Source organism: Rhizobium sp. ZK1 (assembly GCF_047782645.1).
In the GTDB taxonomy this organism is placed as follows: domain Bacteria; phylum Pseudomonadota; class Alphaproteobacteria; order Rhizobiales; family Rhizobiaceae; genus Rhizobium.
Map to the genome: position 1 here is coordinate 1,340,478 of NZ_CP180586.1, position 24,516 is coordinate 1,364,993.

The 24,516-nt window shown below is 59.6% G+C and carries 38 protein-coding genes; 32 read left to right on the forward strand and 6 right to left on the reverse strand.

Annotated features, from left to right (window positions below):
• Window positions 1–695: 695 nt before the first annotated feature.
• The 4 genes from ACK9YZ_RS06895 to ACK9YZ_RS06910 all read left to right on the forward strand — a co-directional run bounded on the left by ACK9YZ_RS06895 (window position 696) and on the right by ACK9YZ_RS06910 (window position 2,080).
• Window positions 696–1,016, forward strand: a complete 321-nt coding sequence (locus tag ACK9YZ_RS06895) for a hypothetical protein (protein ID WP_416066072.1) — start codon at window positions 696–698, stop codon at window positions 1,014–1,016.
• Entirely contained in the window at window positions 1,013–1,189 is a 177-nt protein-coding gene (locus tag ACK9YZ_RS06900; RefSeq protein WP_416066073.1) for a hypothetical protein, read from the forward strand. Before ACK9YZ_RS06895 ends, ACK9YZ_RS06900 begins: the two co-directional genes overlap by 4 nt.
• Complete coding sequence (locus tag ACK9YZ_RS06905; RefSeq protein WP_416066074.1) at window positions 1,186–1,332, forward strand: hypothetical protein; 147 nt, start codon at window positions 1,186–1,188, stop codon at window positions 1,330–1,332. Before ACK9YZ_RS06900 ends, ACK9YZ_RS06905 begins: the two co-directional genes overlap by 4 nt.
• Before the next feature lie 91 nt (window positions 1,333–1,423).
• Window positions 1,424–2,080, forward strand: a complete 657-nt coding sequence (locus ACK9YZ_RS06910; RefSeq protein ID WP_416066075.1) for a hypothetical protein — start codon at window positions 1,424–1,426, stop codon at window positions 2,078–2,080.
• 78 nt (window positions 2,081–2,158) lie between these two features.
• On the opposite strand, the gene ACK9YZ_RS06915 is transcribed toward ACK9YZ_RS06910, so the two are convergent.
• Window positions 2,159–2,992 carry an HNH endonuclease gene (locus ACK9YZ_RS06915; protein ID WP_416066076.1) on the reverse strand — a complete coding sequence of 278 codons (834 nt, stop codon included), beginning with the start codon at window positions 2,990–2,992 and terminating at the stop codon, window positions 2,159–2,161.
• Window positions 2,993–3,060: 68 nt separating this feature from the next.
• Between ACK9YZ_RS06915 and ACK9YZ_RS06920 the strand changes: the two genes are divergently transcribed.
• Window positions 3,061–3,258 carry a hypothetical protein gene (locus ACK9YZ_RS06920; RefSeq protein WP_416066077.1) on the forward strand — a complete coding sequence of 66 codons (198 nt, stop codon included), beginning with the start codon at window positions 3,061–3,063 and terminating at the stop codon, window positions 3,256–3,258.
• A gap of 2 nt (window positions 3,259–3,260) precedes the next feature.
• Here the strand turns inward: ACK9YZ_RS06920 and ACK9YZ_RS06925 are convergent, their stop codons facing one another.
• Window positions 3,261–3,887 (reverse strand): hypothetical protein, encoded by a 627-nt coding sequence (locus ACK9YZ_RS06925; RefSeq protein WP_416066078.1) that lies wholly within the window; start codon window positions 3,885–3,887, stop codon window positions 3,261–3,263.
• A 68-nt stretch (window positions 3,888–3,955) separates the two neighbouring features.
• On the opposite strand from ACK9YZ_RS06925, the gene ACK9YZ_RS06930 reads away from it, so the two are divergent.
• A complete protein-coding gene (locus ACK9YZ_RS06930) occupies window positions 3,956–5,080 on the forward strand; it encodes a DNA-methyltransferase (RefSeq protein ID WP_416066079.1) in 1,125 nt (374 codons plus the stop codon).
• Window positions 5,081–5,100: 20 nt separating this feature from the next.
• On the opposite strand, the gene ACK9YZ_RS06935 is transcribed toward ACK9YZ_RS06930, so the two are convergent.
• A complete protein-coding gene (locus tag ACK9YZ_RS06935; protein WP_416066080.1) occupies window positions 5,101–5,343 on the reverse strand; it encodes a DUF982 domain-containing protein in 243 nt (80 codons plus the stop codon).
• 122 nt (window positions 5,344–5,465) lie between these two features.
• Between ACK9YZ_RS06935 and ACK9YZ_RS06940 the strand changes: the two genes are divergently transcribed.
• The 7 genes from ACK9YZ_RS06940 to ACK9YZ_RS06970 are packed head-to-tail and all read left to right on the forward strand — an operon-like array spanning window position 5,466 to window position 8,406.
• On the forward strand, window positions 5,466–5,621 hold the full coding sequence (locus ACK9YZ_RS06940) for a hypothetical protein (protein WP_416066081.1): 156 nt from the start codon (window positions 5,466–5,468) through the stop codon (window positions 5,619–5,621).
• A complete protein-coding gene (locus tag ACK9YZ_RS06945) occupies window positions 5,618–6,049 on the forward strand; it encodes a RusA family crossover junction endodeoxyribonuclease (protein ID WP_416066082.1) in 432 nt (143 codons plus the stop codon). The genes ACK9YZ_RS06940 and ACK9YZ_RS06945 overlap by 4 nt, the downstream gene beginning before the upstream one ends.
• A complete protein-coding gene (locus tag ACK9YZ_RS06950; protein WP_416066083.1) occupies window positions 6,046–6,807 on the forward strand; it encodes a YdaU family protein in 762 nt (253 codons plus the stop codon). Before ACK9YZ_RS06945 ends, ACK9YZ_RS06950 begins: the two co-directional genes overlap by 4 nt.
• Window positions 6,804–7,259, forward strand: a complete 456-nt coding sequence (locus tag ACK9YZ_RS06955; RefSeq protein WP_416066084.1) for a helix-turn-helix domain-containing protein — start codon at window positions 6,804–6,806, stop codon at window positions 7,257–7,259. Before ACK9YZ_RS06950 ends, ACK9YZ_RS06955 begins: the two co-directional genes overlap by 4 nt.
• On the forward strand, window positions 7,256–7,477 hold the full coding sequence (locus ACK9YZ_RS06960) for a hypothetical protein (RefSeq protein WP_416066085.1): 222 nt from the start codon (window positions 7,256–7,258) through the stop codon (window positions 7,475–7,477). Before ACK9YZ_RS06955 ends, ACK9YZ_RS06960 begins: the two co-directional genes overlap by 4 nt.
• Window positions 7,474–7,776 (forward strand): hypothetical protein, encoded by a 303-nt coding sequence (locus tag ACK9YZ_RS06965; protein WP_416066086.1) that lies wholly within the window; start codon window positions 7,474–7,476, stop codon window positions 7,774–7,776. The genes ACK9YZ_RS06960 and ACK9YZ_RS06965 overlap by 4 nt, the downstream gene beginning before the upstream one ends.
• Window positions 7,777–7,791: 15 nt before the next feature.
• Window positions 7,792–8,406 (forward strand): hypothetical protein, encoded by a 615-nt coding sequence (locus tag ACK9YZ_RS06970; RefSeq protein WP_416066087.1) that lies wholly within the window; start codon window positions 7,792–7,794, stop codon window positions 8,404–8,406.
• A 213-nt stretch (window positions 8,407–8,619) separates the two neighbouring features.
• Here the strand turns inward: ACK9YZ_RS06970 and ACK9YZ_RS06975 are convergent, their stop codons facing one another.
• Window positions 8,620–8,889, reverse strand: coding sequence for a helix-turn-helix domain-containing protein (locus tag ACK9YZ_RS06975; RefSeq protein ID WP_416066088.1), 270 nt, complete (start codon window positions 8,887–8,889; stop codon window positions 8,620–8,622).
• Window positions 8,890–9,281: 392 nt separating this feature from the next.
• Here ACK9YZ_RS06975 and ACK9YZ_RS06980 point away from each other — a divergent pair, with 392 nt between their 5' ends.
• Complete coding sequence (locus ACK9YZ_RS06980; protein WP_416066089.1) at window positions 9,282–9,599, forward strand: hypothetical protein; 318 nt, start codon at window positions 9,282–9,284, stop codon at window positions 9,597–9,599.
• Window positions 9,600–10,485: 886 nt separating this feature from the next.
• Here the strand turns inward: ACK9YZ_RS06980 and ACK9YZ_RS06985 are convergent.
• Complete coding sequence (locus tag ACK9YZ_RS06985; protein WP_416066090.1) at window positions 10,486–10,998, reverse strand: hypothetical protein; 513 nt, start codon at window positions 10,996–10,998, stop codon at window positions 10,486–10,488.
• A gap of 10 nt (window positions 10,999–11,008) precedes the next feature.
• On the opposite strand from ACK9YZ_RS06985, the gene ACK9YZ_RS06990 reads away from it, so the two are divergent.
• From ACK9YZ_RS06990 to ACK9YZ_RS07060, 15 genes are all read left to right on the forward strand, one after another.
• Window positions 11,009–11,620, forward strand: a complete 612-nt coding sequence (locus tag ACK9YZ_RS06990; RefSeq protein ID WP_416066091.1) for a terminase small subunit — start codon at window positions 11,009–11,011, stop codon at window positions 11,618–11,620.
• The gene (locus ACK9YZ_RS06995) at window positions 11,587–13,038 is read left to right on the forward strand and encodes a PBSX family phage terminase large subunit (protein WP_416066092.1); all 1,452 of its coding nucleotides are present in this window, start codon (window positions 11,587–11,589) and stop codon (window positions 13,036–13,038) included. The genes ACK9YZ_RS06990 and ACK9YZ_RS06995 overlap by 34 nt, the downstream gene beginning before the upstream one ends.
• A complete protein-coding gene (locus tag ACK9YZ_RS07000; protein ID WP_416066093.1) occupies window positions 13,035–14,411 on the forward strand; it encodes an anti-CBASS protein Acb1 family protein in 1,377 nt (458 codons plus the stop codon). Before ACK9YZ_RS06995 ends, ACK9YZ_RS07000 begins: the two co-directional genes overlap by 4 nt.
• A 6-nt stretch (window positions 14,412–14,417) precedes the next feature.
• Window positions 14,418–15,539 (forward strand): hypothetical protein, encoded by a 1,122-nt coding sequence (locus ACK9YZ_RS07005; protein WP_416066094.1) that lies wholly within the window; start codon window positions 14,418–14,420, stop codon window positions 15,537–15,539.
• Window position 15,540: 1 nt separating this feature from the next.
• A complete protein-coding gene (locus tag ACK9YZ_RS07010) occupies window positions 15,541–15,987 on the forward strand; it encodes a hypothetical protein (protein WP_416066095.1) in 447 nt (148 codons plus the stop codon).
• Window positions 15,988–15,999: 12 nt separating this feature from the next.
• Window positions 16,000–17,034: a major capsid protein gene (locus tag ACK9YZ_RS07015; protein WP_416066096.1), complete on the forward strand. Its 1,035-nt coding sequence runs from the start codon at window positions 16,000–16,002 to the stop codon at window positions 17,032–17,034.
• Between the two features lie 66 nt (window positions 17,035–17,100).
• Window positions 17,101–17,457, forward strand: coding sequence for a hypothetical protein (locus tag ACK9YZ_RS07020; RefSeq protein ID WP_416066097.1), 357 nt, complete (start codon window positions 17,101–17,103; stop codon window positions 17,455–17,457).
• 49 nt (window positions 17,458–17,506) lie between these two features.
• Window positions 17,507–18,727, forward strand: coding sequence for a hypothetical protein (locus ACK9YZ_RS07025; protein WP_416066098.1), 1,221 nt, complete (start codon window positions 17,507–17,509; stop codon window positions 18,725–18,727).
• A gap of 383 nt (window positions 18,728–19,110) precedes the next feature.
• Window positions 19,111–19,614 (forward strand): DnaT-like ssDNA-binding protein, encoded by a 504-nt coding sequence (locus ACK9YZ_RS07030; RefSeq protein WP_416066099.1) that lies wholly within the window; start codon window positions 19,111–19,113, stop codon window positions 19,612–19,614.
• Complete coding sequence (locus ACK9YZ_RS07035) at window positions 19,607–19,972, forward strand: hypothetical protein (protein WP_416066100.1); 366 nt, start codon at window positions 19,607–19,609, stop codon at window positions 19,970–19,972. Before ACK9YZ_RS07030 ends, ACK9YZ_RS07035 begins: the two co-directional genes overlap by 8 nt.
• Window positions 19,973–20,042: 70 nt before the next feature.
• The gene (locus tag ACK9YZ_RS07040; protein ID WP_416066101.1) at window positions 20,043–20,642 is read left to right on the forward strand and encodes an I78 family peptidase inhibitor; all 600 of its coding nucleotides are present in this window, start codon (window positions 20,043–20,045) and stop codon (window positions 20,640–20,642) included.
• Window positions 20,643–20,707: 65 nt separating this feature from the next.
• Complete coding sequence (locus ACK9YZ_RS07045; RefSeq protein ID WP_416066102.1) at window positions 20,708–20,881, forward strand: hypothetical protein; 174 nt, start codon at window positions 20,708–20,710, stop codon at window positions 20,879–20,881.
• On the forward strand, window positions 20,878–21,135 hold the full coding sequence (locus ACK9YZ_RS07050) for a hypothetical protein (protein ID WP_416066103.1): 258 nt from the start codon (window positions 20,878–20,880) through the stop codon (window positions 21,133–21,135). Before ACK9YZ_RS07045 ends, ACK9YZ_RS07050 begins: the two co-directional genes overlap by 4 nt.
• A complete protein-coding gene (locus ACK9YZ_RS07055) occupies window positions 21,135–22,187 on the forward strand; it encodes a phage minor head protein (protein ID WP_416066104.1) in 1,053 nt (350 codons plus the stop codon). The genes ACK9YZ_RS07050 and ACK9YZ_RS07055 overlap by 1 nt, the downstream gene beginning before the upstream one ends.
• Window positions 22,187–22,648, forward strand: coding sequence for a hypothetical protein (locus ACK9YZ_RS07060; RefSeq protein ID WP_416066105.1), 462 nt, complete (start codon window positions 22,187–22,189; stop codon window positions 22,646–22,648). Before ACK9YZ_RS07055 ends, ACK9YZ_RS07060 begins: the two co-directional genes overlap by 1 nt.
• Here ACK9YZ_RS07060 and ACK9YZ_RS07065 read toward each other — a convergent pair.
• The gene (locus ACK9YZ_RS07065; RefSeq protein ID WP_416066106.1) at window positions 22,602–22,817 is read right to left on the reverse strand and encodes a hypothetical protein; all 216 of its coding nucleotides are present in this window, start codon (window positions 22,815–22,817) and stop codon (window positions 22,602–22,604) included. The genes ACK9YZ_RS07060 and ACK9YZ_RS07065 overlap by 47 nt on opposite strands.
• Before the next feature lie 16 nt (window positions 22,818–22,833).
• Here ACK9YZ_RS07065 and ACK9YZ_RS07070 point away from each other — a divergent pair, with 16 nt between their 5' ends.
• The 3 genes from ACK9YZ_RS07070 to ACK9YZ_RS07080 are packed head-to-tail and all read left to right on the forward strand — an operon-like array spanning window position 22,834 to window position 24,483.
• A complete protein-coding gene (locus ACK9YZ_RS07070) occupies window positions 22,834–23,265 on the forward strand; it encodes a phage tail terminator-like protein (protein WP_416066107.1) in 432 nt (143 codons plus the stop codon).
• A gap of 58 nt (window positions 23,266–23,323) precedes the next feature.
• Window positions 23,324–24,061: a hypothetical protein gene (locus ACK9YZ_RS07075; protein WP_416066108.1), complete on the forward strand. Its 738-nt coding sequence runs from the start codon at window positions 23,324–23,326 to the stop codon at window positions 24,059–24,061.
• Window positions 24,061–24,483, forward strand: a complete 423-nt coding sequence (locus ACK9YZ_RS07080; RefSeq protein WP_416066109.1) for a hypothetical protein — start codon at window positions 24,061–24,063, stop codon at window positions 24,481–24,483. The genes ACK9YZ_RS07075 and ACK9YZ_RS07080 overlap by 1 nt, the downstream gene beginning before the upstream one ends.
• Window positions 24,484–24,516: the final 33 nt, after the last annotated feature.

Here is a 24,516-nt window from a genome sequence, read left to right on the forward strand (position 1 = left end):
GATATCATGATTGCCCGCGAGGAAGCGGAAGAAGATCCCGTAGCGAACGTCGAGGAGGAGGCAACCGGCGCGATAGCTGCTGCTTCCAGTGATCCGGCTAGTAGGGCCGATGATGAGAGTGAACGTCAGCACTCCTCGACGGTCGGCTTTGCTGACGATTGCCGTACCGGAGGCAAAGAGCAGTCGGCTGCGGCCGCTGCACCGGTAGGGGATGCTGGCGCCTATGCAGAAGGCATCCCCGCCTCGAATGGAAGCCGGCCCGCGGATCCAGCGGTTTCCGGTGGCGAACCGGGCACACCAAGCTCTGATGCTGGCGGCGAAAAAATGGAATTGGGCTCGAACCCCGTTCCAGGCCGGCGCGACGTCAAGTCGCTTCATAGCAACGCTGAATCGGAGCGAGCCACCAACACCAATTCCGAAATCGGTCCGGATGAGGATCGCGAAGAAGGCCACAGCCTCGACGGGAACGTCGGCGCCAACGCAGGAGGCGACCATGTAGACCGCAGCGTAGAGCGCGCGTCCGGGCGACAGCAGGACACCCATACCTTGAACAACCGGCTGGATGGTGTGCCCGTCCAGTCGGTCAAGAAGCCCCTTCGTCCGCTCTGCCGGAACCCCGGCGACAACTGTGGCGGCTACGGCAGCACGCATTGCGCCTCCTGCATCCGAGCATCCAAGCAAGCCGAGGTGGCGGCATGATCACGGCTCCGCACATCAAATCCCGCGCCGAGCTGACATCGATGATAATCGATTTCACGTCGAAGGGCGGCGAAGTTCGCAAGTTCGATCGCGGCTTCACCAGCGACTGGATCTATCTCCGGGATGTTTTCAAGGGCTTCGGCTACGAACTCAAGACCGATCGCGGCCTCTACATCGTTCGCAAGATCGACGCGAAGGGCAGGCCGAAGCGTCTGACTCGAGTGCAGGCCATCCGCGAGATCGACCGGGTTCTCGTCGAGCACGGCATGCAGCCGTTCATGATCACCAAGCATGAGTTTCCGGAGGCGCGTCGATGACAGCAGCCTCCCACAAGATCGCGTCAGCTCTGAAAGACATTCAGGCACGTCGGTATCGCTCCATCACCTGGACCCATGACGGCACGGTCATCATCGTCGATGCCGAGACCGGGAAGTCTGCATCGGGGCGCAATCTCAAGGAAGCAGAAGCCAACTTCAGGAGCGCAGCATGAGCATAGCGGTCTTCGGCGCGATTTATCTCTTCGGCATCTACGCCTTCTATCGGCACTTCGCCGCCACGGCACCTCACTGCGACGACAACGGAAACCGTGTCGTCGTCCCGTTCCGACGTCGGCAGCCAGCGAACACGAACTGACGGTCTCACCCCCTCGGATCGTCACGACTGGTCCCGGTCTTCACCTCCCAAGGCGCCGGGGCCAGTCACTCTTAGCCTCACCCGACTGTCTTTGATCCTCATCACGACGGATTGGACGAGCGGGCCGAGTGCTTCGAAAGAGGCAGGTGGCGACGGCGGATCGCCACCTGCAGCAGAACCAACTGACGCGGCGGATGTGTCGGTTCTGCGGAATGGAATGACGGCATGCCCACGCGGCGGGCCGGCGACAGAGGGCGAAGGCCCGGCAAGGCTTTCTCCTCTGTCGTTTTCAGTATCGGTCCTGCGCATCGGCGTCTCCTTCAACAAGAGCAACTTTGCACAGGGCGAGAACCACATGTCGGAAAAGTCACCCGGAAAGCCGGGGAAACAAAAGCAGGGCGTGAGTAAGCCAATGGATGACGTAGCAACAGCGAACTTCTTGATCGCGGAAATCGGAGCGAGGCGCCACATCGGCGACATGTTCCGCTCCGCTTGCCGGGAATTGCGGGCGCGGTTCCCCCATCGAGACGATCCTGAAAACCAATGGACCGAGCGCCGCCTGCGAGGGTGGTGGAACAACGAGAGCCGCACCGTGAAGCACTTCCAGATGGTCGAGCTCTACGAGACGGCGGAAGCACTGCGCAAGGCGAGGAATGAGCATGCTGAATACATCAAGAAAACCGCCGCTCTTCGTCAGATGGCTCAGCTTCGATCGGCGGCACTCGATCGCGATGTGGCTCAGGGATAAGGCCGCCGGCCTGGCCGAGTGGGTATGTCCGGAATTGGCGGGAGGCGATCAGCAATGAGCATGCATATTTGCGATCAACTATCGCGCGCGACGTCTTCTCGGTCGGGCCGCCGGTTCGATCACACGCAGATCGTCGATAAGGAGTTGGTTGAACTCGACCCGATCGATGCCGAAGTGGGCGCGTCTGTGACAGTCGGGACATACGCCTATCACGTTGCAGGGACTGTCCGGGCCGCCGTCGGAAAGGCGGTGCACATGGTGGCATTCGATGTAGAGGCTGCCGTTGGCACGTACGAAGGGTCCTGGGCGCCGGCAGTGTTCGCACTCCCCGCCCGCGCGGGCCAAGACGTAATCGCGCACGTCTTGGCTGCGGGCAAAAACACTGCGTTGTGCCGGGACGCGCTCTGGGGTCGGCTCCGCAGCCTCAAATGCACGACGCCGAAGCTCTTCAAGGTCGACTTCAGCATCTGGCAGGATCGGTTCGATTTGGTCGATGTTGATTGCGACTTCCCCAGCGCGACGCAATTCGAAAACGATCGCATCCCGGATGTCGTTGTTCTTGTCCGGCGCTGGCTCGTAGTGGTGCCGCTCGTAGATCATTTCGCCGTCATAGCGAAGCCCGCGCGGCACCGACGTGAAAAGGTGGATAGCTTCGCCTGTACTCCAGGAATCGACGATAGCCTTATTCCCGGACTTCATTTCCATGTCGCCGATCTGGCCCTGGCCGAAGTATTCGAAAACGCCATCATCTCGCCAGCGATCGGCGTAGCCGTGCTGGCGACCTTCTTCGCCACTGACGATGAAGATGACCGGGGTATCTGCTGGGGTGATGATCCCGCTCCGCTGTTGCCCGTTGTAGACGCCATGAATGTCTGCGACGCGGTTGTAAATCTGGCCAACAACAAACGGCATGCGGTCCTCGCTGAAATTGTCCCTGCCCTTATCGGTTGTATTTCTTTATTCGACGTTAAGGAGGCCGCATGACCGAACCCTCCGAGATGATCGCCTGGCTCGACCGCCGCATCGCCTCCGCCATGACCTGGCTCGACGACCACGGCAAGGGCTCCAGGAAGCCCCGCCCAGACCACGAGATAGAGACCAAGGAATACGACATCGCCCGCTTTGAGGAGATCAAGGCGGCGTATGTGAAGGCTCTGGCGAAGAGGGATGCGGCATGATGCTACGGATGAACCGACGCTCTCAAACTTTGCGTTCGATGCCTGGTGTCAAGCATTTGCATGCTGACAACAACTTCGGCGTTCTTCGGCCAATCGTTGATGATCTTGTCGCCGTCGGCTGCGGAGATCTTCATTTGCAGGGCGTGAGGGCCGGAGTTGTTTCGATCCTCCCAACCGCGCAAGGGAAAAGGCCATCGCATTTGGGCGAGGCCCACTTCCCTGCCGTCAAGCTTCAGTTCCATGACGCCCATAGCGTTCCCGACGTTGAGCTGGATGGACTTTATGAAAATCGACCGCCGGTTCCAATTGACTATGCGCACAACCATCTCAGTCGGATCGTCGAGGTCTGGGGTCACATCCATGGTTGGTGGCGCGTCGCCGAGCATGAAGTCCGTCTGTTTCTGCTGCTGTCTGATCTGCCGTGTTGTCAGCGCCACCGCGATCACGGCAGCCAGGAACCCAGCCCAGCCGCTTGTACCCTCGAGCCAATCGCGGACATTGCAGTTGCTTCCGCACCAATCCCAACCCTGCCACGCCAGAAAGTCGGGCAGAAATCGCATCACGAAAATAAATGCGGTGAGCGCCAGTGCCGAAATAATCGTGACACAGTAGTTTCTGTCGCTCAGCATGCGCCCGCTCCCTTTTCCAGCCCACATCTAGCCCAGGAAGCTGGTGCGGGCTTTGCGGGGGCCGCGACATGATCCAGACCCGCTCTCTACTCGACGGACGCTGCACCATCCTCGTTGGCGACTGTATCGAAGCTATGCGTGCTATGCCGGCGAACTCGGTCGATTGCGTCGTGACGTCGCCGCCCTACTGGGGGCTTCGCGATTATGGTGTTGCGGGTCAGATCGGTCTTGAGCCAACGCTCGGCGAACACCTCGATGTGATGGTCAACGTGTTCCGTGAGATCCGGCGCGTTTTGAAGTCTCATGGGACCGTCTGGGTCAACTACGGCGACTGCTATGCCGCCACCCCTAACGGGAAAAGTGCCGAGGCGTATAAAGCCGATGGCAGCGACGACCGGACTTTCCGAGACAAGCCGTTCTCGACTGTCGGTCCAATCTACGATCCGAAGCATTCCAAGGCGCGAGGGAAGTTCGCCTCCGGCGATCGCCAATCGCATGTTGAGAGCGGCGGTCGCGTTGTTGCCGGCGGCTACATGAAGCCAAAGGACCTATGCATGATCCCAAATCGGCTAGCTATTGCGCTGCAGGACGATGGTTGGTGGGTCCGATCTGAGATCATCTGGAACAAGACCAACCCGAAGCCGGAATCGGTAGATGACCGACCGGCCGCTGTGCACGAGAAGATTTGGCTGCTTACCAAGAGCGAGCGATATTTCTTCGACCCGGAAACGCTCAAGGAGCCGACAACTGGCAACGCGCATGCTCGCCGTAAGGACGGGCAGTACAAGCCAGCCAAAGGCAGCACCGCGGGACAGAACCGGGAAGGGACATGGGTTGAGACATATGTCCCTGATCTTCGCAATGGTCGGAACGTCTGGACCTTCAATATCGAGGGGTATCGCGGCGCGCATTTTGCGACGTTCCCACGTGAGCTCGCCCGTCGTTGCATTCTTGCCGGCACCCCCAAGACTGTTTGCGGGTGCTGCGGTGCGGCCGAAGGCTGCGGCCCCATCTGCGATAGCTTCGAGCGCGTCCCTGGCCTTGTCTTAGACCCGTTCGGCGGCTCTGGAACCGTTGGCCTGGTCGCGGAACAGCATGGCTACCGCTCAACGCTGATCGAACTCAATCCCGAATACGCCGACATAGCCGAGCGGCGTGTCGCTCCTCCTCGAGCAAATGAGGAGGCAGCATGATCATATATCATCAATCTCAATCAAGGTCTCAGAATGCCTGCTTCCTCGGCCGCGCGAATGAAGGCGAGCTTGGCGGTGGCGCTGTCGACCTTCCCGTCGATCGCGCCGAGACAGGCTCGTCGAGCGGCGGAAAAGGACTTACCCCCTTTTGTGGGCCAAGAGGTCATCAGGTACGCCATAGCATCGCGAGAGCTGCCGACGCTTCGGAAATGATCGGAATCGATCATCAACTCTATTGGCTTGTCCCACAGATCGCGGCCCATGTTGTCTCCTCCGGTGTGCTGACCACAGAGGAAATACGCAGCCGACCCACTCGTTCCGCCGTTTTCCGCAATGGGACCAAGGTCCCTGATGCACATGGGACTAAAGTCCCAAGGGGGCGAGAATGACCTTCCTCGAAGCCTTCACCAAGTACGGCCCTGACGTCGAGCGTATCGCCGAAGCCCTCGGCATCAGCCCACCAGAAGCTGACCGTCTCATCAACGGCTATATGGATATCCGATACGAGAAGCGCGCCGAGAGCCGCCGGAGGCCGGCATGACGGAGCGCATGACAGCCCAGCAGTATCGCGAGCAGTACGTCGAGCCGAAGGCGGTATCGTCCGCCCGTATCCTCATCTCTGTTATGCCACCGTCGGCAAACGGCCTGCGCAAGAGCTTCATTCAGGATGGCAAGGTCGTCAGCGTGAAGAGCAAGGGCTATGCCGACTGGCGCAAGGCCGCCGTGGACCAGATCAAATCTCAGTGCGTCGACAAGATCAGCGGACCTTATCGGCTCTCAATCGTCGCGCAGCGCAATTGGTGCTCCAAGCGCGCAAGAGATATCGACAACGTAATCAAGCCGATCTCGGACGCCTTGGTGAAGGCTGGCGTCGTTCAGGATGACAGCCTGGCGGAGTGTGTCACCGCTCGGTGGGCTGACGACTTGCAAGGGCATGCCGTCGTCATTGACGTCGAGGTGTGCCGATGAGCAACCGCGCTTGGATGCCGCTCCACATCGGCGACTATCTCGCAGACACCGGCCACCTCACTGCTACCGAGCACGGCGCCTACCTGCTGCTGATTATGCACTATTGGCAGAACGGCCGGCTGCCCGAAAACGAGCGCGTCATCGCCCGCATCGCCAAGCTTTCACCTGAGCAGTGGGAGGACAGCCGCGACATGCTAGCCATGTTGTTCGGGCCAGGCTGGACACATAAGCGCATCGATGCAGAGCTGTCGAAGGCGGATGAGATCATCGAGAAGCGCCGATCGGCGGCAGAGGCGCGGCATTCGAAAGGCAAAACACAGACGTCAGATGCAAATGCAATGCATGTGCAAAGCAAGTGCAGTCATACGGGCGTGCCACCTTTAACCGATAACCTATCTTCCTCACTTCGTTCGGAAGACGCGAGCGCGCCTGAAGCCAATCCTTTCGAAGAATTTTGGGATGCCTACCCGAACAAGATCGGCAGGCCTTCAGCCGAAAAAGCTTTCTTCCAAGCCGTCAAGCGCGCCAGCCTCGACGAGATCATGACAGGCGTCAGGTCCTATGCCGCCAAGACCGACGATCGGCAGTGGTGTTCACCGGTCAAATGGCTTTCCGACGATCGGTGGAAGGACCAGCCTGCCAAGCCTCCTGACAAGCAGCCTTCGAAGCCAAACGGCTTGGCTCACCTGCGGCAGCCGCAGTCCCGAGCCGAGTACATCGCCCAGGAATTAGCCCGATCCGAGAGGAGCTTCAAATGATCGTAGCAGCCAGACAGTTCACAAGCGCAGCGGAGATGCGCGCCCACTATGCGGCGGTGCATCAGCGCTGCTTCAATCCGGTGGTGCCTGCGAAGCCTGAGCCGGTCGTCATTGAGGCGGCGGCAAGATTCGTCAGAAGGCAAGTCCCGCTCTGGATGGTGAAGGATATCCACTTCGACGCCCACATGGTCGAATGGCGGGACAGGGCAGGAAACCGCCCGCTAGCCTATCTAAAGGACCGATGTGTAGAACTTGGCGTCTCATATCGGGAGATCATCGGCGGCTCGCGCAGGAGAGGCATCGTCCCGACGCGCCACCTGCTCATGTGGGAAGTCCACAACAAATTCGGCCTGAGCTTCCCAGCGCTTGGCCGTCTGTTCGGCGGGCGTGATCACACGACCTGCTTCTACGCAGTCCGCAAGGTCGAAGCCATGAAGCGAGGTGAGGCATGAGCAACGTTTTTTCTGCTGATGAGGTCGTGAATCTCGCGAAGGCACAGACATCCAGAATGTTTCATCCATTCACGTGCGCTAATCGCGGCGACGACAACCACCGCAACGTCTTCGGCGACACCGGAGCGCTGGTCCCAACCGTCCGCGGATGGATCTGCCCCTTCTGTGATTACACGCAGGGTTGGGCTCACGGCGTCATGAAAGGTGGAGAGGCATGAACCGGTACAGCGCATACCCCCGGCGTGTTCCTGGCGGATTCGGCTACTGGGCCATGATCAGGCTTTGCCGCGATAGCGAGCCGTCTCCGGTCATGGACACAGGCGAAAAGCCGAAGGTGTTCGGGAGCAAAGGCGAAGCTGCAGAGGAATGCCTCAAGCATATGGTCGCCTTCATGAACGGCCGCGAGATTCGCGGCGAGACATTCGACGTCGTCGTCAAGCCGGCCGCGGCGGCGCGGGCCAGGGCCGAGAAGCTTTTCATCGGCGGCGGCCGAACAGTCGAAGTCAAACGGGTATAGGCGAGGGAAACGGAAATGGCGGAACCGAAAAAAGTGCGCAAGCGGCCGGCGCGAACGTTCAAGGGACTCACGGCGGCCAACGCCGACGAATTCGGCGGCCTCGGCAGCCAGCATGCCAAGGTGAAGCTCGTCGAGATCGATAACCCCCATTACAGCAAGGTTCATGCCGGCGCGTCTGGCAATCCGAAGACCATCACGGCGGCAATGAACCTGCGTGAGAGTCCGATAGCCATGATGGCGGCGAAAGGGCACCTCGAAGCGCACCAGGTGGAAGCCGCCATCAAGTTTCGCCGGCTGTGGGAATCGCTCGGGGGATCTGGCGCCGGATCGTTTGATTACTCCCGGGAGCCTGTCGACGGTGGTGGCGCGCGCGAGCCGATCACCGATCGCCAGATTGACGCTGGGTTCAAGCTTCAGGAGTGCCGGGAACTGCTCGGCCGCAGGCATTACGATGTTGTCAGCCGCGTGGCCGGGGAGGGCTGCACTATCGCCGAGCTCGGGGCATCAAAGCGCGCTCGGCACACACTCGCCGACTACCTGAAGGATGCACTGGACGATCTGGCTGTGCATTGGGGCTTTCAAAAGCGGAAAACACCGCAGAATTCACCATCGGTAGTGTTGCCAAGGTAAACCTTGAAGGGTATCTAGTGATTAGTGTGGTGATTTGCGCAAAGCGGTCACCGAATCAGCCGCCTCCGGGCGGCTTTTTTCGTTTCAGAGATCGGGCCGCCTCCCGTTGCAACAATACGGTCTGGCGAGGATGAGCCTGATGGCCAAAGGGATGGCCCGAGACCAGCGGGAACCCTGCGGCCCACCAATAAATGCCTGGAGCGTCGTTTGCCGCTACGGCTTTTCTTTCGCTGCTTCCTTCACGATGGCTTCGATCTCAAGAGGGAGGAATCCAGATCTGAGAGGGCTTTTGGAAGCCAATTCCACAAGCGCCCACCGCGCAGCCGCTACATGGATTGGACGTATGGGACTCTTCCCGCCCTCTATATCTTGGTAGCTTCGAAAGGGCATGCCCATCGCGGCTGCGAATTCCGCCTGCGTGAGATTTGCTCCGGTCCTGTAGTGTCGCATCAGGTTCTCGCCGGTGGCGGTAGTCGTCGTCATTGAAGGTCTCTCCACGGTTTGCTATATCTTGGGGAACCGGAGAGGTGGTCTAGACCCCTCCGGCCCCCAGTTACCGGCCGATGGAGATCGTTACTCTCCACTTGCCGAACCGGACTTGAAGGGTGAGCTTAACGCTCATGGTGGCCTCCAGTCCTCCCGAAGCGGGATTGCTTCGGTAAGATCGTTATGCACGAAAACCGTGCTTTACGCAAGCAGAAAAGCACGAAAACCGTGTTTATTTTAAAGCCGTCTGGAGTAATCCGGGCGGCTTATAGATTCCAGAGATCGGGCCGCCTCCCGCCGAAGTGGGTGTAAACATGAACGGAAAGTTCACATAACGTTCATCCCCGTAAGAGCATGGTCGCCAACATTAGAAATGGAAAGGCGTAACCATGAATAGTTTTTCTCGCATTGGTACTGCTATAGTTGCTGCTGTTATCGCAGCATCGAGCTTCGGCATGGCCTCGGCTGCCCCCCTTGTCGGGCAGCATCCGCAGGTGACGTCCGACGTGGAATTGGCCCATTACCGCGAAGATCGCCGTCCTGACTGGCGTCGCGACCGGCACCACCGGGACCGCTACGAAGGTCGTCACCACCGCCGCGGCTACTGGAACGGTCATCGCGGTTACCGGGACTACCGCAAGGGCTATCGTCGCCACAGCGACGGCTACTACTACCCGCGGTCTGTGTTCCAGCTCTACATCCGCTAAGCGTTTTCAGCTTCCTTCGAAAACCCCGTCAGAAATGGCGGGGTTTTTTCGTTCAACCAAGCAGAAAGGAAAGCCTCCGCCTCGATGTTCATCTCTGCTTCCTCACCCGAGGGCGAAGAAATCAACATCTTCGGAGAGCGATATGAGACGAGCCGTGATTGCAGTTCTATTCGGCACCGCCGTCGCCTGCATGGCTGCGGGTTGCCTCACGGCATGGCAGTCGTATCAGCCGCCGGGTGAAGGGATTTGGCGGGCGCTGTAGATCACGATGCCCAATAAGTAGCTAACGCCTGCAGTCCAATCGATAGCGAGCCGAAGAATGCACCAGCCGCGTTTAACGCGGACCCCAGTTTCATCCGCCTCACCAAGGGTGCAGGAGGGCCGCCCCAGTAGGTTGCGGTGATCACCGGGGAAAGTATAGCCGATGCGAGCCAGCACGCGGCTGATAGCACACCGAAAAGGACGGACGCTCCTTGCATAATTAGCGCCCCTTGATCTTGTTCACCGTGTCATTCATCAAAGCGAGCGGGTCCGCTTGGACGGAGATTACGGTCATGCACATCGGGCAGCTGTAAGAAACTGCGTGCAAGTTTGTTCCAATAGGCTGTTTGGCCTCAATGGCCTCAAGCCGTAAATAGGGCATGACCTTCGCGCACTTGGGGCATTTTCCTGTTGCCATAGATTCCTCCTTTTGACGGCGGAGTGACGTTCGCTGGTAACAGCTTAAAAATCAACTGTAGATAGGAGAACGAAGGTGCTTTGCACAATGCTTCTTCCCCCATGTGGCGCATTCGAACCGCCCGCTTCCGGCCGGAGGACATGCTCGAAGATACGAGCTTCAGGTATGAGACGGCCTTCGATTTATTGGAATGGGCGCGGTGATCGGTCAAAACCCACGGCGCAATCTTGGCTGCAGAGACTGCCAGTTGTGGACAAAGGCTTTGCCGTAAAGCACTCCCTCAAGGAAAGGTTCCGCAGTGTGGTGGCCGGCCCAGTATGACCGCGCCGCGGAATCCCAATCAGATTGTGCGGCGTCAAGGTGTTTCGAGTCTCCTACGTGAAGGTTCGAGGTCTTGGGGACCTGAATGGCGAGAAAGTCCCTATCTTGTCCCCGAAACCAAGTTTGCATTGCGGTTTCGGCATCGGCACGACTGACGAACAAAAACAGCGCTTTCAGACGGGTTGGGCGATCCGGAAACTCGTCGGCTCTGATTTTTTCCCAGAGAGCCTCTTTTTCTCTGTCCAGGTGCAGAGCAGCATAAGGTGTGGTCGCACCCTCAAGGCCCGTCCGGTCCGAAAACGATGAAACGCTTTCAGTCCATCCCTCGTTTAGTTTCGCGTTCGAGAGCACAATGCCTGAGGGGTCGGTGTACCAAAATATGTTTTCATAAAATTCCATTGGAAGCCCTATGCCCGTTCTGAAAAATCCTCGTCACGAGAAATTCGCGCAGGAGTTGGCGAAAGGCAAGACAGCAGATGACGCATATGCGGCAGCAGGTTTCAAACCTGACCGCGGGAACGCGTCACGCCTACAGCACAAAGACAACATCCGACAACGCGTAGCCGAGCTTTTGGAATGGGAGCAGACGGTAGAGCGAAAGGCCACCGAGAAGGCCATCGAGAAGCTCGCCATCACGAAAGAGCGCGTCCTCGAAGAACTGGCAAAGATCGGATTCTCCGACATCCGCAAAGCCATTAAGTGGCAAGGCACGCTGGTTACTGAAGAGGACAACCCGGAAGGCGGCGACGTCCTCGTGATCAAGAATGTTGTCACCAACAACGTCCAGCTCGTTTCGAGCGACGAGATCGATGACGACACAGCCGCCGCGATTGCCGAGATCAGTCAGAACTCGACCGGCGGCATCAAGCTCAAGCTCCACGACAAGAAGGGCGCGCTCGTCGACATCGGCAAGCATCTGGGCATGTTCGTCGAGCGCCACGAGCACACAGGTAAAGACGGCGCGCCGATACAGACCGAGACGAGAACATGGCGGGAAGTGCTGCGCAGCGAAAAGAGCTAGACGCCACCACCCACCTCACCAACCCAGCCCTTCACGATTTTTGGGAACAGGTTTTCCTCGGGCAGGCTGACATCGCGGTTCTCCACGGTGGACGTTCAAGCTCAAAGACCAGAGACACGGCCTGCCAGTTGGTCCGGTTGGTCGACCATGTAGGCGTCAGGATGCGCGTTCTCTGCATCCGTCGTTTCCAGAACCGCATTCAGGATTCGGTCTACACCGAACTGAAGTGGGCGATCGCTCATCTCGGGCTGGAAGCAGCATACGACGTCCAGAAGACGACGATCATTCATCGGCGGACTGGCGCAGAGTTCATCTTCTACGGCATCGAGCGAAACCTTGAGGATATCAAGGGCACGTCCGACGTCGATATCCTGTGGGTGGAAGAAGCGGAGAAGCTCACCGAGGACCAATGGACCGTGATCGGCCCGACGATCCGCAAGGAAGACAGCCTGGCGATCCTGCTGTTCAACCCGAAGCTGGTCACCGACTACGTCTGGAAGCACTTCGTGGTCAACGTTCCTCCGCACTGCATCGTGCGGAAGATCAACTACACGGAAAACCCGTTCCTATCCGCCAAGGCATTGCGCGACATCGCAGCAATGAAGGAACGAAACCCGGAGCTGTTTGAGCACATTTACGGCGGCGTGCCGCTCGGCGATGGCGAACTGTCGATCTTCAAGCGCAAATGGCTTGAGGCTTGCGTCGACGCGCATAAGACACTCAAGCTCTCGCTAACCGGGCGGAATATCATCGGCTTCGACCCGGCAGACGACGGCGAAGACAAGAGCGCGACGGCCGACAAGATCGGCGGCATCTTCACGGATGCTGAGGACTGGTCATCCGGCAAGGACGAGCTCGTCCAGAATGCCAAGCGCGTATGGGCGAAGGCAAAGCATGTTGATGCCACGGTCTCTTATGACACCATCGGCGTCGGCGCCTTCGTCGGCGGCTACATCGACGAACAGAACGAGTTGAACGGGGCCAGTGTCGAGCACTTCGCCTTTCATGCAGGCGGCGGGGTGATGGACGGCGACGAGCCGAGCGACCCGCTGAACAGTAACAGTCCGCTCAACAAGGACGAATACCTGAACCTGAAGGCGCAGGCCTGGGCCAATACAGCCCGCCGCGCCATGCTCACGTTCAACGCGGTGACGCGAGGCCAGTCGATCAAACCTGAGGATGTGCTGTCATTCTCTTCCGAGATGGGTACCAAAAAGCTGGACGCGCTCTTCACTGAACTCTGCGTCCCTTGGTGGGTCGAGACCGAGGGCAAGAAGCGCGTCGTTCCGAAGGTGAAGCTCAAGAAGGATTTGGGCGTGAAGTCGCACAACCTGGCTGACGCTGTGATTGCCGCGGACAACGTCAATATCGCTGTCGGCCCGACGGTCGCCATGTTCCTGAGGACGAAGAACAGATGAACCAAGTTGTACGGCTGGCAAACTATGCCCAGCGCCGGCTCGGCAGCATGTTCCCGGCCTTCTTCCCAGGCGCGAACGTCAAGCACGACTACTATAAGGACTTCGGTTGGCCTGAGACGCTGGACTTCAACCAGCTCTACAAAATGTATTTACGCAACGGCATCGCTGCTGCAGGCGTCGACAAGACCGTGCTCAAGACATGGCAGGACGCGCCATTCCTCCTCGAGAAGGAGCGCGACGGTTCGGAGGTCGGCCCGCAGAAGGAAACGGCGCTCGAAAAGGAAATCCGCAAGAAGTTCGCCGCGCTGCGCCTGTGGGCAAAGCTCACCGACGCAGACCGCATGGCGATGGTCGGCGGATATTCGGGTGTCATCCTTCGCGTGAGAGACGGCAAGGCATTCGACCAGCCGGTTGACCGCGTGCCGGGTGGGCTGGATGGCCTCTACAAGGTCGATCCGGTCTGGAAAGGTCAGCTATCGGTCGCCGAATATGATGCCGATCCTCGGTCGGAAACCTATGGCGAGCCGACCATGTATCAGTTCACCGAATCCGCATTGGACGGTGACAAAAAGAAGAACCGCCAGCTTCGCATCCATCCCGATCGCGTGCTGATCTGGTCGGAAGACGGGACGATTTATGGCCGTTCGATCCTTGAGCCAGGATTCAACGACCTGATCGACATGGACAAGGTCAAGGGCGCGGGCGGCGAGGGCTTCTGGAAGAATGCCAAGTCGGCTCCGGTGCTGGAAGTCGACAAGGAAGCCAAGATCGACCAGATGGCGAAGACCATGGGCGTCACGGTCGAAGAGCTTGCCGACAAGATGAACGACCAGGTGGCCGACTATAACGCCGGCTTCGATCAGTTGCTGATGCTCATGGGAATGCAGGCCAAGCAGCTCAACGTCACGCTCCCGTCGCCGGAGCATTTCTACGCGGCTCCGCTGAACGCTTTCGCGGCCTCGATCAACATGCCGGTCAAGATCCTCGTCGGCATGCAGACCGGCGAGCGGGCAAGCCAGGAAGACGCAGACGAGTGGGCGCAAACCTGCATGTCGCGCCGCGCCAACATCACGCATCCGAACATTATGGAGCTGGTCACCCGGCTCGTGCGGTTCGGAATCCTGCCGGACAAAGAGTGGTTCATCGACCAGGCGGACCTCACCGAAGCGTCCATGGGCGAGAAGATCGACCGAGCCGTGAAGATGGCCGACGTCAACCAGAAGACCGGGACGACCGAGTGGGTCTTCACCCCCGAGGATATCCGCGGTGCCGTCGGCTATGAGCCGCTGGCCGAGAACGACAAGTATCGAGACGAAGCGACTGACGAAGAAACCAACGCATCGCTCGGGAAGCCCACACCCACACAGGAATAATCAACCATGCCCCAGGTGCGTGTGAACGTCAGGTCACTGGCGAACGTGAAGGCTGTCCGCAAGGAAAAGCGCAACGGCCGCGATGTGATGATCGTCCCCTCGGCGACCCTGCCGGACGACATCATCATGAACGGGATCAAGTATCCGTCCGAAGAGATCGAGAAGAGCTATCTGACGCTCAACCGCTCGCCGGCTCCTCTCGGTCACCCGCTGGTGAACGGCAAGTTCATCTCCGCCCGTGACCCGGAAGGCGTCAACATCGGCCATATCGGGGCATGGAACGAGAACGTGCGCCGGGAAGGTGGCCGAGTGCTGCTGGACAAGGTGATCGACGTCGAGGTTGCCAATCGCACCGAAGGCGGAAGGGCCGTTCTCGCTGCGATCGAGGCCGGCGGCCCGGTCCATACCTCGACCGGTCTTCTCGCCACCATGGAGACCGTCAACGCCGCCGACCACAAGCGCATCGCCCGCAACATGGTGTTCGACCATGACGCGATCCTCCTGGGCGAGGAAGGCGCGGCCACCCCCGAGCAGGGCGTCGGCATGCTCGTCAACGCCAAGGGCGAGATGGAAGACATCGAGGTCGTCAACTCCGCACTGACGGATGCCGCCGACCAGGAAATCGACTGGGCTGGAACACGCCTCGTTGAAGCTCTCATGCGCCGGAAGAACGTCGGCCTGTGGGAGAAGACCAAGACCGCAATGATGGAAGCCCTTGGCTTCAACGAGCGGGAATCCTCAAACAATCGAAAGGAAGACGACATGCCTGTCTCTGACGAGCAGTTCAAGGCGCTTTCCGATGAGGTCAAAGCCCTCTCGGGAAGCATGGCGAAGATTGGCGAGACGATCGCTAACTCCGTCACCACCGCCCTCAAGCCGGTGCTCGATGCACAGGCTGAGATGGTCGCCAACCAGAAAGCCAAGGACGACGCCGAGCACGCCGAGCTCGTGACGAAGGTCGTCAACGCCAAGATCCTCGACGAGCCAACGGCGAAGGCAACCCCGCTGGCCACACTTCGCGCTCTGGCACCGAAACCCGAACAGCAGCGCTCCGTCGGCCTCAACTCCGCCTTCAATGGCGGCGGCGAGAAGACCAGCGGCTTCAAGCTTCCAAAGGGAGACAAGTAACATGGCCCGTTACAACAAGATCTACGGCGGCCCCGTCGAGGAAGTTAAGCCGCAGGTGCATGAAGCGATCTGCACCACAGCGGTTCTTCCGGGCACGGCGCTTGTCCGCACTGCCGGCGCATTCGTCCAGGCAAATGCTTCCAGCAAGGGCCGGATTTTCGTCGCTGAGGACAACTACCTCGCCATGAAGGGCGTGGATGATGCCTGGCCCGCGAATGACCGCATCATCGGCGTGGAACTGCTCGATGAGCAACTGTTCCGGGTGCGCGTGCCCACCGGCACCAGCATCACGCAGGATGCCGCCCTTTCGGTCAACGCCGCTGGCAAGTTCATTCCTGCCACCACCGGCACCTTCGTCGTCGCGTTCGCGAACGAGACCTACAACAACACCTCTGGTGCCGACCAGCTTGTCAGCGTCCGCGCTGCCAAGGGCTACCACTTCGCATAAGGAGAAACCGACATGCGTTATTTCGACGAGCAGCTTGTCGCGAACTCCGCGGCGCATGCGCAGTGGTGGGGAGAAGTCTCCGCCGAGCGCCAGCACTTCCACAATGTGGAGGCGCACTTCGCGGAACTGCAGAACGCTTCTGCCGTGCTCCCCCGCGATGCCTGGTTCGACCTCGACGACACCACCCGCCGCGTCATGCGTGCGGACGAAGGGCAGGTCTGGATGGCGGATCTCATGCCGCTGGCCCGCACGGTCAACATCGGCAAGATCGTCATGCTCAATCGCGTCTCCGGCGATGCCGGCGCGGTCACGCGTTCGATCTCCGGTCAGGTTCCGGTCGGCCTCGATAAGGTCGCCTATGACTACCGGGGAACGCCCGTGCCGATCTTCTCGTCCGGCTACGGCCGCGAGTGGCGCGAATGGAATACCCTGCAGTCCGAGAACTTCGACGCTCTCTCCGACGACCAGGAAGCCATCACGGCGAAGATCCGCCGCGACAACGCCCTCTATGTCCTGAACGGCGATTCCACCATCGTCTTCCAGGGCTATACGGGCTACGGCATCAAGACCTCGCCCTACTCGAAGTCGATCAACATCGGCCCGTCCGGCAACAACATCGACCTCACCACGGCCACCTGGGCGCAGCTCGACGCGTTCTTCAATGGCCCGTTCGGCGCAATGCTGGATGCCAACTACATCGTCGGCAAGGTCAACCTGTATGTCTCTCCGGAGATCATGCGGAACCTCGACCAGCAGATTAACCCGTCTGCCGGCTCGACGCTGGGCACCCGCCTTGCGGAACTCCTGAAGAACCGCCGCATCAACAAGATCGCGGTGTCCTTCGAACTCACGGGCAACCAGTTCTTCGGCTTCGTGCCGTCGGCTGAGTACATCCGCCCGCTCGTCGGCATGGCGACCAACACCACGGCGATGCCTCGCCAGACCCCGACGGCGAACTACCAGTTCCTCGTCATGAACGCGATGGGCATCGAGATCCGCGCCGACATCAACGGCCGGTCGGGCGTCTTCTACAGCGTCAGCACCTGATGACGACCTGCCTCGCCTTCGGGCGGGACCTTCCCCTCATCACGCAATGGCCGAAGGAGGCCCACCATGCGCATCAAGATCATCGCGCCGTTCAAGGGCGCAACCTCGTCCGGCCTTTATGGGGCACCGAGCAAAGAAAATCCGAGCGGCGAAATCCCGATCGGTATGGAAATCGACGTCGAGAAGGAGCCGACCGACTGGGTCGGCCGCTATGAGGTCGTCTCCGGCTCGACCGAAGGCAAGGAGCCGATCCTCAACAACTCCGCCTATGCAGTCGAAGCCAAAGGCGGCGGTTATTACGTCGTGACCAAGGACGGCGAGCCCGTGACCAAGGGTCTTCGCAAGGATGATCTCGACGGCTTCGACACCCTGTCCGAAGAGGACAGAGCCGCTTTCGTCGAGCTCCACAAGAAAGAAGCCTAAGGCTTCATCCCTTCCTCCCGGAACCACCAGAGCAGCCAAGGAGATACCGATGGCACGTTCACCGATTTCTATTGCTGCTCTGGTTGGGGCAGGCATCATTGGCCCGGGTGGCGGCGGACATCCTGCGCCCACAAACTACCAGATCATCGCCAATGCCACCGGGGTGGCGAACGTTGGTGGCACCGTCGCGAACACCGGGATCTATAATCACTCGCGCCAACGCCACAAGAACGGGAAGGTAGCTGTCCGCAATATCAGGTTTGTGGACCAGCTTATCCGGATCACAACGGGTACTGGAGTTGAGGTTGCGTCACCAGCCCAGGCGCTGAACTACGACGTCGCTCTTGAGAAAGCTGCTTCGGTGGAAGCGCTACTCTACGGAGGCGTGGCCAACCCACTTCTAAACCCGGGCACGACGAATATAACAGACCCATCGACCGCCACCCTTGCGGCGGACGAGGAGTTCTGGTCCCGCTATATCCGCCAGGTTACCGCAGGCGCAAATGGCTTTTCCCAGACGGGGAATATCTATAACGACCAGCAGGGCTTCACACTCACGACCAAGCGCACCCTGCTAGCGTTGGGTGCCTTCAACGCGAGTGGTACGGTTGCCAGCAATGCCTATAGCCCCACGGCAATCCTTGGCATTCCAGACAGTCCAATTGCCTCATTGATCGCGGTGGCTGATAGCATCGGCGACAACCAGGCTGACAATAATACGGCCGCCGCCGGTGGCTTCATCAATCGCGCGACCCTCAATGTCGATGGTCACGTCTTCAATTGGGCGCGCCAGACGGTCGGCGGCAACTCAATGAACGCACAGCAATCACTGACGCTCCTCCAAAAAGCTCTTTGGCAATATGCGACTGATATTCTGTTCGCGTTGGCTACCAACGATCTCGCTTCTGCCGGAACGACACTCCAGAACCTGAAGGACCGCTTTACGGTCCTTGCGAACTATGCTCAATCGATTACCGGCCCGTACGGGAAGCGTCTTCGCGTTCACGCTTCTTCAATCATACCTCGCGGCACATTTGATGCCGGTCAGGAAGCAATTCGCGTCGCCTATAATGCATGGTTGGCTGCTGGGGCAGACGGACTTTGCGATAAGTATCATGACACAGCTTCGGCCGTTGTCAGTGCGCCAAGCACGTGGCCGTCAGGTGACCAAATTCACCCGCCACCGGCAGAGCATGCGAATATGGCGTCTGTCCTTGCAGCCAATCTCGTACCGTTCCAAGACCCTTATTACATGCCTGTTGCGGCTTAATAATCAGGGCACCTATCGCCCATTGTCATCCGATGAGCCCTTTTGCCGAATACCTCCGAAAAAGGTGCCGGGGATATGAGCGATGGACGCCGTATTTGGCAGCGAGAAAATCGATACGCGCTCCAGCCAGGTATTCGGTCAATAATGCGACGCGGCGGTCGTGTGAAAGCGATACGCGTGTCATGAATGGATGTCCTGCGATGTCATTGCTCGCAAGACTTGCAGAAGGCGCGAGTGAGATCAACCCCACAGCCCCATCATCATCTGATGGTCACCTATTAAACAAAGGAGAGTTCCATGGCACTGACCGCAGCACAGGCCGCGGCGCTCGTCGCTGCCGGCGTCATCACGCCGCCTGTCCAGAACTGATGGGATAACCTCACATGGCTGGATATGGCGATGATGCAGGCTTCACCGCCTGGCTGGCAGACAACGGCTATTCGCTCCCTGTCGGTGCGCCGTCGCAGGCTGTCCTTCGGAATCGGAGCAGCAACTACATCGACGCGGCCTATGGTGCCCGCTTCCTCGGCTCGGTCGTGGACCCCGCACAGGAGCGCCAGTGGCCACGCGAGGGCGCGATCGTCAACGGCAAGCTGTTGCCGTCGAACGTCGTGCCCGCCGCCGTCATCAACGCCTCGTATGAAGCGGCTTATCAGGAGGCGGCTTCGCCCGGCTCGCTGTCTGTCGTCGGCTCGGCCTCGTCGGCAGTGAAGCGAGAGAAGGTTGGGCAGCTCGAGGTGGAATATCAGTCAGCCGAATCCGATGGCACGGCTTCCGGCATCACGCCGCTGATCTCGATCGTCGACGGCATGCTCGCGCCTTACCTGCGCTGCGAGGATCTGGTCTATCTGGGCATTATGTCGATCGGTGGCGCTCGCTGTGACTGATCCGCTCTACACCCGCCTGCAGGCAACGGCGCAGCGGCTCATCACCAAGTACGGGCAGGCGGGCACCATCCGTCGCATCACGCCGTCCGACCCGGTCACCGGTGGCGATGGAACCACGAGGGATTATCCATGCCGCCTGTTCCCCGCCGGCTACGACCGCCGCTATGTCGACGGCACGAACATTCTGGCCTCGGACAAGCAACTTTATATCGGCTCGATCGGAATAGGCGTCTCGCCCAAGGTGGGAGATGTCGCAATCGGCGCGGACGGCACGGAATATCACATCGTCCACGACGATCCGAACAACTACGATGGCGTGACGGATGTGGTGTTCATCACTCAGGGTAGGGTTGCATAATCATAAAGGTACACTTCCGAACTTTTTAAGGTTGTGCTTTTCTTCCCTAGCAACCGTTGGGGAGGAAATTATGAGCGGAATTTGGGTTTATAAGCAGGACGGAACCATCTTTTGCGTGCCAGCAAAAGAAACAGAAATCACCCTGTCGAAGATGCGCAAAGAACTTGAGGCGCTCATCGGTGCGAAAAATGTATTGGCCGAGGAAAAACGCGGCCCCCCGGGTAAGGTGATTGAGGTATGCGGTCATCCAACCGGTAACGTGAATGCTTATCAGATCACTCAAGAAGGCCTTTACCTCTTATTTTCCGGAATCGCTGGACCGAGTGGGTTCAACGTCGATCCTAATACTCAGATCATGATGGAGCCTGCTGACCATCCGATCTTCCCTTGGCCCACAGAAAACAAAGGGCGGCGGAGTGGGGACGACAGGTGGGTTCCTTGGCCGTGGGCGGCAATCGCCACCACTGAGCCCGACGCCGGAGCGAGAGCGTTCATTAACGTGATCTCGGCCCTTACGCAGTCAGGATCGGCCCCCACCCAAATCGCTGAACTTATAGGCCGAAGATGCCGCATATATAACGAAGGAGACATGATAACGATGGATTATGTCCCTCAGCGTGTGAACGTGGTGCTGGAGGCAGGGCGCATCAGCCGGATCTGGTTCGGCTGACGAATTCAAAGTGACAACTCCCAGGCTCGCTTCGGCGGGCCTTTTTCGTTGGAAAGGACAGCACCATGACGAACGTCTTGCTCACCAAGAAGTACAAGAGCCGGGAAGCCGGCTCGATCCTGACGGACCTCTCCGAAGGCGAGGCTACCGCGCTCGAAACCATCGGCGTCGGGCAGAAGCTGAAGGAAGAGGAGCAGCCGGCTCCGAAGGAAAAGGCGAAGAAGGACTCGGCCGAATGAACCGGCGTTCGTTCTTCAAGCTCGCCATCGGCGGTGCTGTGGCCGCTCCTGCCTCTCTCCTCGTCGGCGAGGCTGTCTCCGGCGCTCGGCTCGTCCCCAAGGATGAGATCCGGGAGTGGGGCAAGATGGCCGCCGAGCCGGTCATCGCGATCAACGTTGAAGGCACCACCTCGGCGGAGCAGGCACGGCGGATTGCGGTGATGCGCCAGATCGCGGAGATCGAAATCAGGCGCGACGGGATGTATCGAGGCTAATGCCGACCCTCCGCCAGCAGCTCCTCGATCTCGTCGACAAGCTCTCGCCGACGCTCGAAAAGGCCTTCCTCGATGCGATCGACGACATCAAGAGTGAGATCATCCTGCGCGAGGTCGTGGCGAAGCTTGAGGCGAGGGACATAGAGGGCGCGATCCGGGCGCTGCACATTGACCCTGCCGCTTTTCGGCCTCTGTCTGAGTCCCTAAGACAGGCATACGACGCCGGCGGCCTGCTGACGTCGCAGAACATGCCAAGGCTCGCCGATGCGTTTGGCAATCGCATTGTCATCCGCTGGGACGTGAGCAACCAGGGGGCAGAAGCCAACATTCGCAATCTTTCCTCGACGATGATCACGAACATCAGCGAACAGACGGTCGCGGCGGCTCGGCAGACGATCGTCGAGGCCTATTCGCAGGGAGCGGGACCGGCCAAGATTGCTCTCGACCTCGTCGGGCGTAAGTCAGCGACCACCGGCAAGCGGGAAGGCGGAATTATAGGGCTCAACGGCCCGCAGGCAGAGCTTATTGAGCGCACCCGTATCAATCTTCTGTCGGGCGATCCGGCGCTGATGCGGAAGTATCTGACGCTCAAGACCCGCGACAAGCGGCTCGACAAGGCCGTCCAGCGCGCCATCGCCGCCGGCAGGCCGCTGGACAAGGAAACGCTCGACAAGGTGCTCATGCGCCTGCGGGACCGGAACTTAAGGCTTCGCGGCGAGATGATTGCCAGAACCGAGACCACGACCTCGGTCATGTCGGCAAAGCACGAGGCCTTCAACCAGGCGCTCGCCAAGTCGGGCAGGGACGCGACACTCGTCACCCGTAAGTGGCGGTCGGCCGGTGATAGCCGCGTGAGGCACACGCACCAGGCTCTTAACGCTCAGGAGGTGAGGGGCATGGATTTGGCTTTCCAGTCTCCATCCGGTGCGCTCTTGCGCTTCCCGGGCGACACGAGCCTCGGCGCTGGACCGGATGAGATCATCGGCTGTCGCTGTGACGTCGAATACAATTTCGACTTCGCGGAAGCCTATGCCCGCTCGCGGGGCCGCTGATGTCCACGGAAGGACTATCCTTCGCCGCCCAGGTTTCGGAGTGGGCGAAGGCAGAGCTTGAGCGAGAGGAAGCAGTCTTTCACGAGGCTGCGCGGACCGTCGCGAACGAGGTTCGCACGCCAGTCGCTGAAGGCGGAAGGATGCCGCTCAAGACCGGCAACCTACGGCGCTCGCTGATGGCCTCAACAGCAGATATGCCGACCATCCGCGAGGACAAGACAGAGTTTCAGGATAGCGGAATCGAACTCGTGATCGCCGGCTCTCAGCTTGGCGAGACGATATTCCTTGGCTTTCAAGCCGCCTACGCCGCTCGCATGAATTACGGCTTCGTCGGGACCGACGCTCTCGGGCGCACCTATAACCAGACCGGTTTCGGTTTCGTCGATGCAGTTGCGCAGAGATGGCCGCAGATCGTCACTCAGGCTGAGGCGCAGGTTCGGAACCGCTTCGATCGAACTTGACGCCTTCGGAAAGCGACAGAAGGGCCGTCTGGATGATCGTCAGGTCTCGGATGGCCATCGAGAGCACGTCTTGAGCATGCTTCGTCCGCACTGTGCGGTTCAGCAACAGTCCCAGCGCCTGGTGGAGCAGGTCATAGACTTCCTCGTCGCTGAGCGGTTTTTCGGCCATTGGCCAGAGGTAGCAGATGGCCGATACGGTTGAAATGAAAATCTATCAGGCGCTGCTCATCCGGTGTCAGGAGTTCGTTCCTCCGACCGGCGTCACGATGGTCTTGCCCGGTGTTCCGTTCACGCCGACCGCATCGAGCAAGTTCGTCAGCGTCGAGGTCCACTTCAACCGCTCGATCGAGACGGACCTGTCGCTTGAGATGGACCCGATCCGGCAGGGCTTCATGCGCACCAACGTCATGTGGCCGAAGGGCTCGGCGATCGTCGACGGCTACAATGTCGCCGGCCAGCTCCGAGCGCACCTTCGCCGCGGCACGAAGCTCTTTCGTGTCGATACGCAGGTCCGCATCGACGAGGATCCGGAAATCGGCGTCCTCGTCACCGGTGAGACGCACCACAACATACCCGTCACCACCCGGTGGCTTTGCTACCCGCAAGTTCCGGCCTGATTGGCCTGCCTCATTGCACCTTAGGCAAGTGCGCAATCAGACATGAAGGAAAACGATCATGCCGCAGCTTTACCCGGTTGCAGGTGCCAAGATCTATATCGGCCCTGCCGTCAACACGGTTCCCGATGATGCCGATATCGATGCTACCGATTTCGCTTCCGTCACATGGACCGAGCTTAAGGGCTGGCAGACCATGGGCGCGATCGGCGATGCCGCAACGCTCATCTCCGAAGATGTGATTTCCTCCGGCCGAACTCTGAAGGCCAAGGGCACGCGCAACGCCGGCTCGATGCAGAACAACTTCATCATCATGCCGAATGACCCCGGCCAGATCGCTCTCATCGCTGCCGAGAACACGGACTTCAACTATCCGTTTAAGCTGGCATTCGATGATGCGCCCCCGCCGAAGGTCTCGACTGTCACGATGACGATCGCCACTCCGGGTGTCATCTCGTGGACGGCGCACGGTATTGCCGCCGGAACGCCAATCAAGTTCAGCACGACCGGCGCACTTCCGACCGGGCTCACCGCCGGCACGACCTACTACGTCGTGAACCCGACGGCCGACGCTTTCAGCGTTTCCGCCACCCCCGGCGGCGCGGCTATCAACACGACCGGCACGCAGTCTGGCGTCCACACCGCGACGACCGTTCCGACCGGAACCGTCAAATACTTCTACGGCATCGTCATGACGGCGCAGGAGAACGGCGGCGGCGCGAACACGGCTCGCCTCCTGCAGGGGAATGTAGAAATAAATAGTCCGGTTATCACCGTGGCTCCGGTAGGTGGTGCTTGATGGCCACTGAAGATTTCGCCGACCTCTCCGGCCTTGAATCCTTGCTCCAATCCCAGGAGCAGGGCATCGAGATCGATATCCTCAACGAACAGGGTAAGCCGATCGGTCTCAAGATCGGGTTCGTCGGCCCTGACAGCGACCGCATGCAGAAAGCCATGCGCGACGTTGCAGCGGAGTTCGCCAAGAAGGCCGCAGAACGCTCCAGCCTCGACCCCGCCGCTGATGCCACTGACGATGCGGACGAGCGCATGATCGCTATCCTCGCCAAGTCCACCACCCACTGGACGCCAAACCCGAAGATCGGCGGCCAGGTCATTCCTTTCTCGGAAGAGAATGTCCGTAACCTCTATGCCAAATTCAGGATCATCCGTGACCAGGTCGAGGTGAGGGCGGTCCGCCGGAGCTCTTTTACCAAAAGCTGATCGCGAGGCTTTGTCGGCTCATCGTTGATCAGC